13 protein-coding genes are annotated in these 15835 nt (G+C 66.9%); 1 reads left to right on the top strand and 12 read right to left on the bottom strand.

What is annotated here, in order from left to right; translation table 11 throughout:
* The 12 genes from murC to coq7 all read right to left on the bottom strand — a co-directional run bounded on the left by murC (position 1) and on the right by coq7 (position 14028).
* Positions 1–1398: a UDP-N-acetylmuramate--L-alanine ligase gene (gene murC, locus HWX22_RS11680; RefSeq protein WP_175911064.1), complete on the bottom strand. Its 1398-nt coding sequence runs from the start codon at positions 1396–1398 to the stop codon at positions 1–3.
* Complete coding sequence (murG, locus tag HWX22_RS11675) at positions 1395–2498, bottom strand: undecaprenyldiphospho-muramoylpentapeptide beta-N-acetylglucosaminyltransferase (RefSeq protein WP_059820694.1); 1104 nt, start codon at positions 2496–2498, stop codon at positions 1395–1397. The genes murC and murG overlap by 4 nt, the downstream gene beginning before the upstream one ends.
* The gene (ftsW, locus tag HWX22_RS11670; protein WP_059535166.1) at positions 2495–3778 is read right to left on the bottom strand and encodes a putative lipid II flippase FtsW; all 1284 of its coding nucleotides are present in this window, start codon (positions 3776–3778) and stop codon (positions 2495–2497) included. The genes murG and ftsW overlap by 4 nt, the downstream gene beginning before the upstream one ends.
* Positions 3775–5286 (bottom strand): UDP-N-acetylmuramoyl-L-alanine--D-glutamate ligase, encoded by a 1512-nt coding sequence (murD, locus tag HWX22_RS11665; RefSeq protein ID WP_175915687.1) that lies wholly within the window; start codon positions 5284–5286, stop codon positions 3775–3777. The genes ftsW and murD overlap by 4 nt, the downstream gene beginning before the upstream one ends.
* 28 nt (positions 5287–5314) lie before the next feature.
* The gene (gene mraY / locus HWX22_RS11660) at positions 5315–6484 is read right to left on the bottom strand and encodes a phospho-N-acetylmuramoyl-pentapeptide-transferase (protein ID WP_059451891.1); all 1170 of its coding nucleotides are present in this window, start codon (positions 6482–6484) and stop codon (positions 5315–5317) included.
* Positions 6485–6500: 16 nt separating this feature from the next.
* The gene (murF, locus tag HWX22_RS11655; RefSeq protein ID WP_175915686.1) at positions 6501–7907 is read right to left on the bottom strand and encodes a UDP-N-acetylmuramoyl-tripeptide--D-alanyl-D-alanine ligase; all 1407 of its coding nucleotides are present in this window, start codon (positions 7905–7907) and stop codon (positions 6501–6503) included.
* Entirely contained in the window at positions 7904–9442 is a 1539-nt protein-coding gene (locus tag HWX22_RS11650; RefSeq protein WP_175915685.1) for a UDP-N-acetylmuramoyl-L-alanyl-D-glutamate--2,6-diaminopimelate ligase, read from the bottom strand. Before HWX22_RS11650 ends, murF begins: the two co-directional genes overlap by 4 nt.
* A complete protein-coding gene (locus tag HWX22_RS11645; RefSeq protein ID WP_059535159.1) occupies positions 9439–11286 on the bottom strand; it encodes a penicillin-binding protein 2 in 1848 nt (615 codons plus the stop codon). The genes HWX22_RS11650 and HWX22_RS11645 overlap by 4 nt, the downstream gene beginning before the upstream one ends.
* Entirely contained in the window at positions 11283–11624 is a 342-nt protein-coding gene (gene ftsL / locus HWX22_RS11640) for a cell division protein FtsL (RefSeq protein WP_059535158.1), read from the bottom strand. Before ftsL ends, HWX22_RS11645 begins: the two co-directional genes overlap by 4 nt.
* Positions 11621–12562: a 16S rRNA (cytosine(1402)-N(4))-methyltransferase RsmH gene (gene rsmH / locus HWX22_RS11635; protein ID WP_059535156.1), complete on the bottom strand. Its 942-nt coding sequence runs from the start codon at positions 12560–12562 to the stop codon at positions 11621–11623. Before rsmH ends, ftsL begins: the two co-directional genes overlap by 4 nt.
* 23 nt (positions 12563–12585) lie before the next feature.
* On the bottom strand, positions 12586–13014 hold the full coding sequence (mraZ, locus tag HWX22_RS11630; protein WP_006400450.1) for a division/cell wall cluster transcriptional repressor MraZ: 429 nt from the start codon (positions 13012–13014) through the stop codon (positions 12586–12588).
* Between the two features lie 387 nt (positions 13015–13401).
* Complete coding sequence (gene coq7, locus HWX22_RS11625) at positions 13402–14028, bottom strand: 2-polyprenyl-3-methyl-6-methoxy-1,4-benzoquinone monooxygenase (protein ID WP_059535152.1); 627 nt, start codon at positions 14026–14028, stop codon at positions 13402–13404.
* A gap of 277 nt (positions 14029–14305) precedes the next feature.
* Here coq7 and HWX22_RS11620 point away from each other — a divergent pair, with 277 nt between their 5' ends.
* Entirely contained in the window at positions 14306–15463 is a 1158-nt protein-coding gene (locus HWX22_RS11620; protein WP_059820689.1) for a porin, read from the top strand.
* Positions 15464–15835 lie beyond the last annotated feature (372 nt).

Genomic DNA, 15835 nt, shown 5'->3' with positions numbered 1-15835 from the left:
TCATGCCTTCTGTTGTGTGTGTTGCACGAGCTTCGCCGGCACGCCGCCGATCGAACCCGCGCCCATCGTGATCACCACGTCGCCGTTCTGCGCGACCTTGGCCAGTGCGTCCGGCACGTCGTCGACCGTCGCGACGAACACCGGGTCAACCTTGCCCACCGCGCGCAGCGCACGCGACAGCGCGTCGCCGTTGGCCGTCGCGATCGCCGCTTCGCCCGCGGCATAGACTTCCGTCAGCACCAGCGCGTCGACCGTCGACAGCACATTGACGAAGTCGTCGAAACAATCGCGCGTGCGCGTGTAGCGGTGCGGCTGGAACGCCAGCACGAGGCGGCGGCCCGGGAACGCGCCGCGCGCGGCCGCGATCGTCGCGGCCATCTCGACGGGGTGGTGGCCGTAGTCGTCGATCAGCGTGTACTGGCCGCCGTCCGCGCTCGGCACCTCGCCGTAGCGCTGGAAGCGTCGGCCGACGCCGTTGAATTCCGCCAGCGCCAGCTGGATCGCGTCGTCCGCCACGCCGAGATCGGTCGCGATCGCGATCGCCGCGAGCGCGTTCTGCACGTTGTGCAGGCCCGGCAGGTTCAGCACCACCGCGAGCGGCGCACGGCCTTCGCGGATCACCGTGAAGTGCATGCGGCCGTCGCGCGCGTCGATGTCTTCCGCGCGCACCTGCGCGTCCGGCGACAACCCGTAGCGCACGACCGGCTTCGAGATGAACGGGATGATCTGCCGCACGTTCGGATCGTCGACGCACACCACCGCGCTGCCGTAGAACGGCAGGCGCTGCGTGAATTCGATGAACGCCTGCTTGAGCCGCGCGAAATCGTGGCCGTAGGTGTCCATGTGATCGGCGTCGATGTTCGTGATGACTTCGATCACCGGATACAGGTTCAGGAACGACGCGTCCGACTCGTCGGCCTCGGCGACGATGAAGTCGCCCGTGCCGAGCCGCGCGTTCGCGCCGGCGCTGATCAGCCGGCCGCCGATCACGAAGGTCGGGTCCAGCCCGCCCGCCGCGAGCACGCTCGCGACGAGGCTCGTCGTCGTGGTCTTGCCGTGCGTGCCGGCAATCGCGATCCCCTGCTTCAGGCGCATCAGCTCCGCGAGCATCACCGCGCGCTGCACGATCGGCACGCGCTGGTGGCGCGCGGCGAGCACTTCGGGGTTGTCCGAGCGCACGGCCGTCGACACGACGACCGCGTTCGCGCCCTCGATGTTCGCCGCGTCGTGCCCGATCGCGATCCGCGCGCCGAGCGCCGCGAGACGATCGGTCACCGCGTTGCGCGACAGGTCGGAGCCGCTGACCTCGTAGCCGAGGTTGACGAGCACTTCGGCGATGCCGCTCATGCCCGCGCCGCCGATCCCGACGAAATGAATGTGTTTGACGATGTGTTTCATTGCAGTTGTTCCAGGTTCGCGCCAGCCACCTTCGCGCAGACGCGCGCGACTTCGTCGGTGGCCTCGGGCTTCGCCAGCGAGCGCGAACGCTCCGCCATGTCCGCGAGCGACGCCCGCGACTGGCCGCGCAGCCAGTCGGCAAGCAGTTCCGCCGACAGGTCGCGTTGTTGCACCAGCACCGCCGCGCCCGCATCGGCGAGGAACGCGGCGTTGGTCGTCTGGTGGTCGTCGACCGCGTACGGGAACGGCACGAACAGCGCCGCCACGCCCACCGCCGCGATTTCCGACACCGTCATCGCGCCGGAGCGGCAGATCACGAGATCCGCCGCCGCGTACGCGGTGGCCATGTCGTCGATGAACGGCACGAGCCGCACGTCGTCGCCGCCGGTGAATCCGGCCGCTTCGTAATTCGCCTTCAGCGCGTCGATGTGCTTCGCGCCGGCTTGGTGCACGATGCGCGGGCGCTCGCCCGGCGCCAGCAGCGCCAGCGCGCGCGGCACGACTTCGTTCAGCGCGGCGGCGCCGAGACTGCCGCCGACGACCAGCACGTTCAGCGGGCCGCTGCGCGACGCATAGCGTGCCTTGGGCGTTTCCGTGCGCGCAAGTTCCGCGCGAATCGGGTTGCCGGTCCATTCCGCGTGCGGCAGTGCGCCCGGGAACGCGACGAGCACGCGCTTCGCGAATTTCGCGAGCACCTTGTTCGCGAGACCGGCGATCGAATTCTGTTCGTGCAGCACGAGCGGGCGGCCCGACAGCGCGGCCATCACGCCCGCCGGGAACGTGATGTAGCCGCCCATCCCGAGCACGACGTCCGGCCGCACGCGACGCAGCGCGCCGAGACTCTGCCAGCACGCGCGCAGCAGGTTGATCGGCAGCGTCAGCTTGGTCTTCAGGCCCTTGCCGCGCAGCCCGCCGAAGCGCACATATTCCATCGGAATGCCGTGCTTCGGCACGAGCGTCGCTTCCATCCCGGCCGGATTGCCGAGCCACACGACGCGCCAACCCGCCGCTTCCATCCGGTGCGCGACGGCGAGCCCCGGGAACACGTGGCCCCCGGTGCCGCCTGCCATCACCATCAGCGTGCGTCGCGACGCGGTCATACCTTCCCTCCCCGCATCAATACGCGATTTTCATAGTCGACCCGCAACAGCACCGCAAGCGCGACACAGTTCAGCAGGATGCCCGAGCCGCCGTAGCTCACGAGCGGCAGCGTCAGGCCCTTGGTCGGCAGCAGGCCGAGGTTCACGCCCATGTTGATGAACGTCTGCGCGCCGAACCAGATGCCGATGCCCTTCGCCATCAAGCCCGCGAACGTGCGGTCGAGCGCGAGCGCCTGACGGCCGATCTCGAACGCGCGGCGCACGATCCAGTAAAACAGCAGGATCACGACCAGCACGCCGACGAAGCCGAGTTCCTCGCCGATCACCGCGAGGATGAAGTCGGTATGCGCTTCGGGCAGGTAGTTCAGCTTCTCGACGCTGCCGCCGAGGCCGACGCCGAACCACTCGCCGCGGCCGAACGCGATCAGCGAGTGCGTGAGCTGGTACGCCTTGCCCTGCGCATAGCGTTCGTCCCACGGATCGAGGTACGCGAAGATCCGCTCGCGACGCCACGGCGACAGCCATACGAGCATCGTGAAGGTGCCGACCGCCGTCGCGACCAGGCCGCCGAACAGCTTGCCGTTGACGCCGCCGAGGAACAGCACGCCCATCGCGATCGCGGCAACCACCATGAACGCGCCCATGTCCGGTTCGAGCAGCAGCAGCGCGCCGACGAGACCGACCGCGAACGCCATCGGCAGGAAGCCCTTCGCGAAGCTCTGCATGTATTCCTGCTTGCGCACCGTGTAGTTCGCCGCGTAGATCGTCACCGCGAGCTTCATGATTTCCGACGGCTGCATGTTCGTGATGCCGAGCGGAATCCAGCGGCGCGCACCGTTCACACCCTTGCCGACGTGCGGGATCAGCACGATCACGAGGCCGACCAGTGCGATCAGGAAGAGATGCGGCGCGTATTTGTCCCAGGTCGACACGGGCACGCGGAACGCGATCACCGCCGCGATGAACGCGACGCCAAGCGACACGCAGTGGCGCATCAGGAACGCATAGTCGTGATACGACGCGTATTTCGGCGAATCGGGCATCGCGATCGACGCCGAATACACCATCACCACGCCGAGCCCGAGCAGCGCGATCGCGACCCACAGCAGCGAGTAGTCGAAATCGAGCATTCGCGAGCGGCTCGGCCGCACGCCGTTGACGACGCTCGCGAGGCCGCCGGTCGCGGCGCGCGTGGCCGACGCGACGCGGCCGCCGGCGGCATTGCCGCCGGTGTCGCGCCGGTCGTTGAAACGGGAGACGAGGCGATCGGACCAGCTCATGGCGTCGCTCCTTTGTCGATGGCGATTTCATCCACCGCCGCGCGGAACACATCCGCGCGATGGGCGTAGTTCCTGAACATGTCGAGGCTTGCGCACGCGGGCGACAGCAGCACCGCATCGCCCGGCTCGGCGAGGTCGGCGGCGGCACGCACCGCGCCTTCGAGCGTCGCGTGGTCGGCGAGCGGCACGCCGGTTTCGGCGAGCGTGTCGCGAATCGCCGGCGCATCGCGGCCGATCAGCATCACCGCACGGCACCAGCGCGCGACCGGCGCGACCAGCGGCGCGAAATCCTGACCCTTGCCGTCGCCGCCGGCGATCAGCACGATCTTCTGCGCGAGCCCGTCGAGCGCGGCCACCGTCGCGCCGACGTTCGTTCCCTTGCTGTCGTCGACGTAGTCCACGTCGTCGATCGTCGCGATCACTTCGACGCGATGCGCCTCGCCGCGATATTCGCGCAGCGCGTGCAGCAGCGGCGCGGCCGGCAGATCGATCGCGCGTGCAAGCGCGAACGCGGCCAGCGCGTTCGCCGCATTGTGCAGCCCGCGGATGCGCAGCGCGTCGGCCGGCATCAGGCGCTTCTGCGTGATGTCGGGCGTATGCGCGCCGTCGCGCTTGCGGCGACGGCTCGTCGTCGTCTCGTCCGGCGCGTCGCGGTCGACCGCTTCAACCAGCCACGCAATGCCGTTGTCGCGCGACAGGCCGTAGTCGCCGTCCTGCGTCGGTTCATTCAGGCCGAACGTGACCGTGCGCGCCGCATCGGCCGCGCCGGCGGCCGGCGCGAACTTCATCACGGCCGCATCGTCGCGGTTGAGCACGCGCGTGGTCGTCGCGCCGAAGATCCGGCCCTTCGCGGCCGCATAGGCGTCGAAGCTGCCGTGCCAGTCGAGGTGATCCTGCGTGATGTTGAGGATCGCGGCCGCATCCGGCGCGAACGTGCGTGCCGTCTCGAGCTGGAAGCTCGACAGTTCGAGCACCCAGACGTCGGGCAACGCCGTATCGTCGATCGCGCCCGCGAGCCGGTCGAGCATCGCCGGGCTGATGTTGCCGGCGACGGCGACCTTCTTGCCCGAACGCTGGCACAGCAGGCCCGTGAGGCTCGTTGTCGTGGTCTTGCCGTTGGTGCCGGTGATCGCGAGCACCTTCGGCTGGTAGCCGCTCGTGCCGAGCGCGCGCAACGCCTGCGCGAAGAATTCCAGTTCGCCCCATACGGCGATCGCGCGCTCGTTCGCGGCCGCGATCAGCGCCGCCAGTGCAGGTTCAAGCGGCGACAGGCCGGGGCTCAGCCCGACGATCTCGACGCCGCCGTCGAGCAGTGCAGGCGTGAACGGCCCGCCGACGAACTCCGCATCGATGCCTTCGGCCTGCAGCGCGGCAAGGTTCGGCGGCGCCTCGCGGGTATCGGCAATACGCAGCCGGCACCCGTGCCTCGCGCACCATCGCGCGATCGCGAGACCCGATTCCCCGAGCCCCAGTACGAGCACCATCGGCCGCTGCCGATCTCCAAACATCTCGCCAGACATCCTTGTTACCTTTCCTTTACCGCAACTTGAGGGTGGACAGACCGAACAGGCACAGCATCAGCGTGATGATCCAGAAGCGCACCACCACCTGCGTTTCCTTCCAGCCGGACAATTCGAAATGGTGATGCAGCGGTGCCATCTTCAGCAGGCGCCGCCCTTCGCCGTAACGCTTCTTCGTGTACTTGAACCACGACACCTGCAGCATCACCGACAGCGTTTCCGCGACGAAGATGCCGCCCATGATGAACAGCACGATTTCCTGGCGCACGATCACCGCGACCGTGCCGAGCGCGCCGCCAAGCGCCAGCGCGCCGACGTCGCCCATGAACACCTGCGCGGGGTGCGTGTTGTACCAGAGGAACGCGAGCCCTGCCCCGCCCATCGCGGAGCAGAAGATCAGCAATTCACCGGCGCCCGGGATGTGCGGGAACAGCAGGTATTTCGAATAGACCGAGCTGCCCATCACGTACGCGAACACACCCAGCGACGCACCGACCAGCACGACCGGCATGATCACTAGACCGTCGAGGCCGTCGGTCAGGTTCACCGCGTTGCTCGCGCCGACGATCACGAAGTAGGTCAGCACGATGAAGCCCCAGACGCCCAGCGGGTAGCTGATCGACTTCAGGAACGGCAACATCAGGTCGGCCCGCGCGGGCAGCCCCATCGACAGGCCGCTGCGCACCCACGCCATAAACAGGTCGAACACACGCACGTTGTTCGCCTCGGACACGCTGAATGCGAGGTAGACCGCCGCGAACAGCCCGATCACCGACTGCCAGAAATACTTTTCGCGCGACGACATCCCGCGCGGGTCCTTGTAGACGACCTTGCGGTAGTCGTCGACCCAGCCAATCACGCCGAAGCCGAACGTGACGAGCATCACGATCCAGATGAAACGGTTCGTCAGGTCGCCCCACAGCAGCGTCGCGACCGCGATGCCGATCAGGATCAGCACGCCGCCCATCGTCGGCGTGCCGGACTTGACGAGATGGCTCTGCGGGCCGTCCTTGCGCACGGCCTGCCCGACCTTCATTTGCGTCAGCTTGCGGATCACCCACGGTCCGCACACGAGCCCGATCCCGAGCGCGGTGATGGTAGCCATCACCGCACGGAACGTCAGGTACGTGAACAAGCGCAAAAAGCTTGCGTCTCCTTGCAGCCATTGCGCCAGCGCCAGCAGCATGCTTCCTTCCTTCTACTCAGTGTGCCGCGGGCACCGTGCCCGCCGCGGGTTGTTTCGTCAGCGCGTCGACCACGCGCTCCATCTTCATGTACCGCGAGCCTTTCACGAGCACCGTCGCCTGCGCGCCGTAGCCCGCCGCGAGCAGCGCCGTCACCAGCGCGCCGACGTCGCCGAAATGGCGGGCCGTGTCGCCGTACGCGGTACATGCATCGCGCGACGCATCGCCGAGCGCGAACAGCGCATCGATGCCGCGCTCGCGCGCATATGCGCCGATCTCCCGGTGAAATGCCGGGCCTTCGTCGCCCACCTCGCCCATGTCGCCGATCACCAGCACGCGCGGCGCCGGTTGTGCGGCCAGCACGTCGATCGCCGCGCGCATCGAATCGGGGTTCGCGTTGTAGGTGTCGTCGACGACCGTCGCGCCCGCGAGGCTGCCGACGTCCGCTCGCCGGACCTGCAAACGGCCCTTGACCGGCTCGAACGATTCGAGGCCCTGCTTGATCGCGGCCAGCTCGATACCGGCCGCGAGCGTCGCGGCCGTGGCCGCCAATGCGTTGCGTGCGTTGTGCTCGCCGAGCGCGCGCAGCCGCACCGTCACCGAGCCGGACGGCGTGTCGATCGCAAGCTCGCCGCCGTGCAGACGGCCCGTGACCTGCGCTTCGATCTGCCGTTCGGCGTCGTGCAGCGCGAAATCGAGAATCCGGTTGCCGGTCGCCGCGACACGCCAGATACCGGCGTACGCATCGTCGGCCGGAAACACCGCGACGCCGTCCGGCGTCAGCGCGTGGATCACGGCCGCGTGTTCGAGCGCGACCGCCTCGACCGTCGCCATGAATTCCTGGTGTTCGCGCTGCGCATTGTTGACGAGCGCGACGGTCGGCGCCGCGAGGCGCGCGAGAAATTCGGTCTCGCCCGGGTGATTCATCCCGAGCTCGATCACCGCGACGCGATGCGCGCCCGACAGGCGCAGCAGCGTCAGCGGCACGCCGATGTCGTTGTTCAGGTTGCCGGCCGTCGCCAGCCGCGCGTCTGCGCCGACTGCCGCCGTAAAGATCGACGCGATCATTTCCTTGACGGTCGTCTTGCCGTTGCTGCCCGTCACCGCGACGAGCGGCACCGCGAAGCGCTTGCGCCAGCCATGCGCGAGCGCGCCGAGCGCGGCACGCGTTTCACCGCCCTCGACGACCGGCATCGCAAGGCCCGCCGGCGCGTGCGCGACGAGCGCCGCGGCCGCGCCGCGCGCGGCCACGTCGCCGAGGAAGTCGTGCGCGTCGAAGCGCTCGCCCTTCAGCGCGACGAACAGGTCGCCCGGGCCGACCGTGCGGCTGTCCGTCGACACGCGCTCGAAGGTGGTGTCCGGATCGCCGTGGACGGTCGCGCCGGGAATCAGGCGCGCGGCTTCGCCGAGACTGAGCATCGTCATTCGCCGCCTCCCTTGCCGTGCGTCGCGCGTGCCGCGAGCGCGAGCCGCGCGTGATCCTGATCGGAGAACGCGCGCTTCTTGCCCATGATTTCCTGCGTCGCCTCGTGCCCCTTGCCGGCCAGCACGACGACGTCCTCGCGGGCGGCGCCGCGCACGGCCTGCAGGATCGCGCTCGCGCGATCCTCGATACGGCGTGCGCGATCGGGCGCGGTCATCCCCGCGATGACCTGGTCGATGATGCGCTGCGGATCCTCGCTGCGCGGATTGTCGCTCGTGACGACGACTTCGTCGGCGAGCCGCTCGGCGATCGCGCCCATCAGCGGGCGCTTCGTCGCGTCGCGATCGCCGCCGCAACCGAACATGCAGACGAGCCGCCCGCCGCGCGCCGCCGCGATCGGGCGCAATGCATCGAGCGTCTTGTCGAGTGCATCGGGCGTGTGCGCGTAGTCGATCACGACCAGCGGTTCGTCGTTCTGCAGCCGGCCGCCAAGGCGCTGCATGCGCCCGTTGACGGACTCGAGCCGCGTAATCTCCGCGACGGCCGCATCGAACGGCACGTCGGCCGCGAGCAGCGAGCCGAGCACCGCGAGCAGGTTGCTGACGTTGAACGTGCCGAGCGTGCCGACCTCGACGTCCGCGTCGCCCCACGACGAGCGCAGGCGGAAAGCCGTGCCCGTGGCGGTCGCGCGCACGTCGATCGCGACCAGTTCGCGATCGGCATCGGCCGCCTGTGCGTCGCCGATCCCGTATGCGATCGTGCGCACGCGGCCGGCCAGCTTCTCGAGCAGGCGGCGGCCGGCTTCGTCGTCGCGATTGACGACCGCCGCGCGCAGACCGCGCCACGCGAACAGCTTCGACTTCGCGGCTTCGTACGCGTCGAACGTGCCGTGATAGTCGAGGTGATCCTGCGTGAGGTTCGTGAAAACGGCGATGTCGAATGCCGTGCCGTTCACGCGGCCCTGATGCAGCGCGTGCGAAGACACTTCCATCGCGACGGCTTTCGCGCCCGCGTCGTGCAGTTGCGCGAGGCTGCGCTGCAGCTGCGGCGCGTCAGGTGTCGTGAAGCCGGTCGGCACCAGCTGCCCCGGCATGCCGCTGCCGAGCGTGCCGATCAGCGCGCACGGCTGGTGCAGCGCCGTCAGCGCGGCCGCGATCCATTGCGTGCAGGACGTCTTGCCGTTGGTGCCGGTCACGCCGATGGCGAGCAGGCTGTCGCTCGGGTCGCCGTACCAGCCGCTGGCGATCTCGCCGGCCAGCTGGTCGAGCGCCGGCACCGCGAGTGCGACGGGCACGGCCGGTGCGGCTTCGAGGCCTTCCGGCTGATACAGCACGGCGGCCGCGCCGCGCGCGGCGGCATCGGAAATGAAGGCGCGATTGTCTGCCCCGTCGACCGCATAGCCGAGGAACACGTCGCCAGCCTTCAGGCTGCGCGTGTCGGCATGCAGTTGCGCCGCGGGGGCCACATGCTGGCGCAGCCACGCAAGCGCGGCCGCGATCTGCTGATGCGCCGGATGGGAACTGCGAGCGGCGCTCATCGAACAACTCCTGGTGAATTACGTGTCGTGCTGGATACGATCATATGCTTCGCGCCACCGCCCGCGGCGAGCTTTTGCGGGCCCGTCCCGGCGGGCGCGCCAGGCGCGTCGTCGGACACGACGAGCTGCTTGATCGGCATGTTCGGCGGCACGTTCAGCGCGCGCATCGTATCGCCCGCGATCGCCGAGAATACGGGGCCCGACACCTGGCCGCCGAAGTGGCTGCCGGCGGTCGGCTCGTCGACCGACACCGCGATCACGACGCGCGGATTCGGCATCGGCGCCATGCCGACGAACGACGCGCGGTACTTGCGCGTGTAGCCGTGACCTTCATGCTTGTACGCGGTACCGCTCTTGCCGCCGACGCGATAACCCGGCACGGCCGCATCGGGCGACGTACCGCCCGGCGCCACCACCGTTTCGAGCATCGCACGCACTTCGCGCGCGGTAGTCGGGTTGAACACCTGCGTGCCCACGATCGGCTGATTGGGGTCGGTCTTGAAAATGGTCACGGGCATCAGCTCGCCGTCATGCGCGATCGCCGTATAGGCGCGCGCGAGCTGGAACAGCGACACCGACAGGCCGTAGCCGTACGACATCGTCGCCTGCTCGATGCGACGCCAGCTCTTCCACGGACGCAGGCGACCGGCCACCGCGCCCGGGAACCCGACCTTCGGCGCCTGGCCGAGGCCGATGCTCGTATACATATTCCACATTTCCTCGGGCCGCATCGTCATCGCGATCTTCGTCGCACCGATGTTGCTCGACTTCTGGATCACACCGCCGACCGTCAGCGTGCCGAAACCTGCGTCGTCGGTGATCGGTGCGCCGTCGAGCACGAAATGCCCGTTGCCCGTCTCGACGAGCGTGTTCGGCGTCACGCGGTGCAGGTCGAGCGCGAGCGACACCGTAAACGGCTTCATGATCGAACCCGGTTCGAACACGTCGGTCATGATCCGGTTGCGCAACTGCTCGCCCGTCATGCGCGAGCGGTCGTTCGGGTTGTACGTCGGGTAATTGACGAGCGCCAGCACCTCGCCGGTGCGCACGTCGACGACCATCGCCGCGCCGGCCTTCGCCTTGAACTTCTCGACGGCGGCCTTCAGATTCGCATACGCGATGTACTGGATCTTGCTGTCGATCGACAGGTCGACGTCCGTCCCGTTGTGCGGCGGAATCTGTTCGGCGACATCCTCGACGATGTGCCCCATCCGGTCCTTGATCACGCGGCGCACGCCGGATGTGCCGGACAGCATCTTCTGGTCGCCGAGTTCGACGCCCTCCTGCCCTTCGTCCTCGACGTTCGTGAAGCCGATCAGGTGAGCGGTGATCTCGCCTTCCGGATAGAAGCGCTTGTATTCGTTGCGCTGATAGATACCGGGAATGTCGAGCGCTGCGACCTTGTCCGCGACGTCGATCGGCACCTGGCGCTTTACGTAGACGAAACCCTTGTCCTGCGACAGCTTCACGCGCAGTTCCTTCGGCGTCATGCCGAGGAGCTTGCCGAGCTGGTTGACCTTGCCGGCGTCGAGATCGTCCGGCACGGCGTCGGGAATCGCCCAGATCGCGCGCACGGGCAGACTCGTCGCGAGCACGAGCCCGTTACGGTCGAGGATCTTGCCGCGCGTGGCCGGCAGCTCGATCGTGCGCTGGTAGCGGCTCTCGCCCTGCTTCTGGTAGAACGCGTTGCCGGGGCCCTGGATCCAGAACGCCCGCGCGGCGAGCGCGACGAACGCCATGAACAGCAGGAACACGACGAGTTTCGAGCGCCACATCGGCAGGTGCACGCCGAGCACGGGGCTCGACGAGAACTTCACGTCCTGGCGCTTTTGCGACGGCTTCATCGCGCGCCTCCATTGCCCTTGGTGGCCGTATCGGCCGACGCGGGAATCGGCGCGTCGATCGCCTTCGCGGCGCCCGACGGCAGCGTCAGGTACTGGGTGCGGCCCGTCGTGATCGGCTGCATCTTCAGCGAATCGTTCGCGAGCTGCTCGATGCGGGACGTCTTGGACAGCGCGCTCTGCTGATATTGAAGCTGCGCGTAGTCCTGCTGGAGCTGACGCTCCTGCGACTGCGCGCGCTGCAGCTGAATGAAGATCTGGCGCTGCTGGTTCGTCGAGTTGACGACCGACAGCGCGCAGCCCATCACGATGATCAGCAGGAAGATGTTGAAGCGGCTCATGGCGTGACGCGCTCCGCGATGCGCATCACTGCCGACCGGGCGCGCGGATTCGCGGCGACTTCCGCCTCGCTCGGGAACTGACGGCTGATGATCTTGAGCGGCGGGCTCGGGAGGTCGACGGCGCGGATCGGCAGGCGACGATCGACCGCGGGCGCACTCGCGTGCGCCTGCATGAATCGCTTGACGATCCGGTCCTCGAGTGAATGAAAGCTGATGACCACCAGCCGCCCCCCTTGCTCCAGCAACGACAATGCCGCGTCTAGTACGACTTGCAGGTCCGCAAGCTCTTGATTGACGTGAATCCGTATAGCCTGAAAGGTGCGGGTTGCCGGATCCTTGCCCTTCTCACGGGTTTTGACGACGTTACCCACGATTTGGGCAAGCTCGCCCGTGGTGTCGAGAGGCCCAAGACGGTCGGACTCTGCCCGGCGAGCAACAAGCGCCTTTGCAATCTGAAAAGCAAACCGTTCTTCCCCATAATCTCGTATCACCTCCGTCAATTCCTGCACCGAAGCCCGCGCGAGCCATTCGGCCGCCGACTCGCCGCGCGTCGGATCCATTCGCATGTCCAGCGGGCCATCCGCGCGAAAGCTGAAGCCGCGCGCCGGATCGTCCACCTGCGGCGAGGACACGCCCAGGTCCAGCAACACACCCGACACCTTCTCGACACCGCGCGCCGCAAGCGCATCGCGCATCGATGCAAAGCTGTCATGCACGATCGAGAAGCGCGCATCTTCGATGCGCTGCGCCGTCTCGATCGCCCTCGGATCCTTGTCGAACGCGATCAGCCGGCCGCCCGGCGCCAGCCGCGCGAGCACCGCGCGGCTATGACCGCCGCGCCCGAACGTGCCGTCGACATAAATGCCGTCCGGCCGCGTCACGAGCGAATCGACCGCTTCGTCCAACAGTACGGTCCGATGCTGCAATTCGTTTCCCATCGCGGGCGTCTCCGTCACCGCAATCAGAACGTGAAGTTCTTCAGCGCGTCGGGCATGCCCTGCGCCATCGCTGCCTGCTCCTTCGCGATGTAGGTCTGCGAATCCCACAGCTCGAAGTGACTACCCATTCCCAACAACATGACTTCCTTTTCCAGTCCGGCCGCCATCCGCAGCTCGGGCGATACGAGAATCCGGCCTGCGCTGTCGAGATCGACATCCATCGCATTGCCGAGAAAAATTCGCCGCCACCAATGCGCGTCCATCGGCAGCGCGGCGATCTTGGCGCGAAATACCTCCCATTCGGGGCGCGGAAACAGCAACAGGCAGCCGTCCGGGTGCTTGGTCACAGTCACCCGTCCTTCTGCCTGTCCTTGCAGCGCTTCGCGATAGCGAGCCGGCACCGACATCCGCCCTTTCGCATCGAGCGTCAGCGCCGACGCCCCTTGGAACACTTTCCGCTCTCCCGTTCAGGGCACCGAAGCACCCGCTCAATGCTCAAGAATTTAGCCGGAATAGCCCGCTAAATCACACAAAAATACACTTTCTCACACTGTCTCCCACTTTAGTGGAAGGGTTTGGCACGGTCAAGGGAGCGGCCCGGTTTTTTGACGAATTTTGTTAGTTAGAACAAGGACTTACGCGCGCATGCTCATGCGGCCCCTCATACCAAAAACCGTTATAAATGAATGAGCTAGTGCAACTTGTGAAGGTGATACGTGAGAAAGGCGGGCCAGACTGGCGTGCGGACGGGGCTTTCGGGGGCGGGAAAACGCGGAAAAAACGGGCGGTATCGGGGACGGCGAACCAGGACGGCGTCGCGCGCCGCCCCGGCCCGAATGTCAGAGATAGTATGCAGTGCTCGTCATGACTTTCGACGCTGCGCGCATCAACATCCGGGCAGGCAACGGCAGCTCGATCCCGCCTGCATCGGTCGCGGCCTTGCCGTGCTTCACTTCGTCGAGCCGCATCTGCTCGACGATCGCACGCGACGCCGTGTCAGTCGGCGGCAGCTCGGACAGGTGCCCGTCGAGATGGCTCTCGACCTGGCGCTCCGTCTCCGCCATGAAGCCGAGGCTGACCTTGTCGCCCAGCGTGCCGGCGACGACGCCGATCGCGAGCGCGCCAGCGTACCACAGCGGGTTGAGCAGACTCGGACGCGAATCGAGTTCCTTCAGCCGATGCGCGGTCCACGCGAGATGATCCTCCTCCTCGCGCGCGGCTTCCTCGAACATCGCCTTCGACGACGACGAGCGCGCGGTCAGCTTCTGCGCCTGATAAAGCGCCTGCGCGCAGACCTCGCCGACATGGTTCACGCGCATCAGCCCGGCGGCGTGCGTGCGCTCCGCGGGCGTCAGTTCGCCGGCCGGCGGCTCCGCCGGCGCGGGCACCGGGCGGCTCATCCGGCTAATGCCGGTCAGCGATCGCAGGCCGCGATCGAATTCGCTGATCAGTTCATCCAACACCATCCTGTTCTCCTGGCTGCGTGTGCTGCCGCGGGCGGCAAAGGCACGTGCTCCGCTGCGTAACCGACTTGATTATTCAGCGGAAATTGCGGTTAACCCGTGATTTTAACCATTGTTGCATAAAGGAAACATGGCAGCCTTGCGCCACGGCATTTCGCTTTGTCGGAAAAATCGGCTTTGCTACATTACGTGCAACTTCTTGCGAAGTTGACGGGGCCCGTCAACACAACATAACTATCCGCCCCGCCAAAAAAATTCAGTGTTTCTTGGAGATCCGTTAATGAAAAAGTCGCTTCTCGCGCTCGTCGCGCTGGGCGCGTTTGCTGGCGCAGCCCATGCGCAAAGCAGCGTGACGCTCTACGGCATCATCGATGAAGGCTTCATCTTCAACAACAACGCCAAAGGCGGCCACCTGTACGGTCTGGCAAGCGGCGTGATGCAAGGCAGCCGCTTCGGCCTGCGCGGCACCGAAGATCTGGGCAGCGGCCTGAAGGCGATCTTCGTGCTCGAAAACGGTTTCGACGTCAACTCCGGCAAGCTGGGCCAAGGCGGCCTGATGTTCGGCCGCCAGGCTTACGTCGGCCTGTCGAGCCAGTACGGTACGGTCACGCTGGGTCGCCAGTACGACTCCGTCGTCGACTTCGTCGGCCCGCTCGAGGCAGGCGACCAGTGGGGCGGCTACATCGCTGCTCACCCGGGCGACCTCGACAACTTCAACAACGCATATCGCGTGAACAACGCGGTCAAGTACACGAGCCCGACCTACGGCGGCTTCTCGTTCGGCGGCCTGTACAGCTTCGGCGGTCAAGCCGGCCAGTTCTCGAAGAATCAGGTCTGGTCGCTCGGCGCCGGTTACAACAACGGCCCGCTGGTGTTGGGTGTCGGCTACTTGAATGCACGCACGCCGGCGAACTTCGGCGGCATGTTCAACACCGGCGCGTCGGCTGCAGCGACGGCGGTGTCGTCGCCGGTCTACGGCGCATATGCGAACAGCGCGAACACGTACCAGGTGATCGGTGCGGGCGGTGCGTACACGTTCGGCGCAGCAACGATCGGCGCGACGTACTCGAACACGAAGTTCAAGGGCTTCTCGGTCGGTCCGTTCGTGAACCAGACCGCGACGTTCAACAACGGCGAAATCAACTTCAAGTATCAGCTGACCCCGGCGCTGATCGTCGGCGCGGCGTACGACTACACGCAAGGCAGCAAGATCGACGGCAACTCGGCAGCCAAGTACCACCAAGGCTCGCTGGGCGTCGACTACTTCCTGTCCAAGCGCACGGACGTCTACGTGATCGGCGTGTACCAGCATGCGTCGGGCAACGCGCTCGACTCGGCAGGCAACGTCGTTCAGGCACATGCGTCGATCAACGGTCTCGATCCGTCGAGCACCAGCAACCAGGTTGCAGCGCGCGTCGGCATCCGTCACAAGTTCTAATCAGCTTGACTGACAAGCCGCAGCATATTGAAGGCGCCTTCGGGCGCCTTTTTCTTTTGCGGCTGTGAAGCGATGAGCGGCGAACAGGACGATCACCGGGCGGCCCGTTCACGGCGACGACGCGTTCGCGACGCCTCATCCACGTGAAGGCCGCCGCTGCCGGCGGGTGGCACGCACCGAGGTACCGCGCCATGCGGATCGTGGCCGGCCGCGGCCTGCTCGAGCCGCTCCGTCGGCCACGGCGCCCCGTTACTATCTTCGTGCCCCGATAATCGGGGCTTTGGCCAGCCAGGCCCGGCATGATTCTCGCCCCCAGTCGCAGTCATGATCCGGGGGGTGTTGTCACCGGGCCTGGTGGGTGGCTGGTGATCG

Origin of the sequence: Burkholderia sp. BCC1638, assembly GCF_902833195.1 — a bacterium.
In the GTDB taxonomy this organism is placed as follows: domain Bacteria; phylum Pseudomonadota; class Gammaproteobacteria; order Burkholderiales; family Burkholderiaceae; genus Burkholderia; species Burkholderia diffusa.
Note: the sequence above shows the minus strand (reverse complement) of the source record. Positions and strands in the feature narration are given on the sequence as shown.

What these genes read in the sequence shown, in the direction of transcription:
- murC (WP_175911064.1), bottom strand. Translation starts at nt 1,398, where the DNA reads ATGAAACACATCGTCAAACACATTCATTTCGTCGGGATCGGCGGCGCG.
- murF (WP_175915686.1), bottom strand. Translation starts at nt 7,907, where the DNA reads ATGACGATGCTCAGTCTCGGCGAAGCCGCGCGCCTGATTCCCGGCGCG.
- HWX22_RS11650 (WP_175915685.1), bottom strand. Translation starts at nt 9,442, where the DNA reads ATGAGCGCCGCTCGCAGTTCCCATCCGGCGCATCAGCAGATCGCGGCC.
- rsmH (WP_059535156.1), bottom strand. Translation starts at nt 12,562, where the DNA reads ATGGGAAACGAATTGCAGCATCGGACCGTACTGTTGGACGAAGCGGTC.
- HWX22_RS11620 (WP_059820689.1), top strand. Translation starts at nt 14,306, where the DNA reads ATGAAAAAGTCGCTTCTCGCGCTCGTCGCGCTGGGCGCGTTTGCTGGC.
- murG (WP_059820694.1), bottom strand. Translation starts at nt 2,498, where the DNA reads ATGACCGCGTCGCGACGCACGCTGATGGTGATGGCAGGCGGCACCGGG.
- ftsW (WP_059535166.1), bottom strand. Translation starts at nt 3,778, where the DNA reads ATGAGCTGGTCCGATCGCCTCGTCTCCCGTTTCAACGACCGGCGCGAC.
- murD (WP_175915687.1), bottom strand. Translation starts at nt 5,286, where the DNA reads ATGTTTGGAGATCGGCAGCGGCCGATGGTGCTCGTACTGGGGCTCGGG.
- HWX22_RS11645 (WP_059535159.1), bottom strand. Translation starts at nt 11,286, where the DNA reads ATGAAGCCGTCGCAAAAGCGCCAGGACGTGAAGTTCTCGTCGAGCCCC.
- mraY (WP_059451891.1), bottom strand. Translation starts at nt 6,484, where the DNA reads ATGCTGCTGGCGCTGGCGCAATGGCTGCAAGGAGACGCAAGCTTTTTG.
- coq7 (WP_059535152.1), bottom strand. Translation starts at nt 14,028, where the DNA reads ATGGTGTTGGATGAACTGATCAGCGAATTCGATCGCGGCCTGCGATCG.
- ftsL (WP_059535158.1), bottom strand. Translation starts at nt 11,624, where the DNA reads ATGAGCCGCTTCAACATCTTCCTGCTGATCATCGTGATGGGCTGCGCG.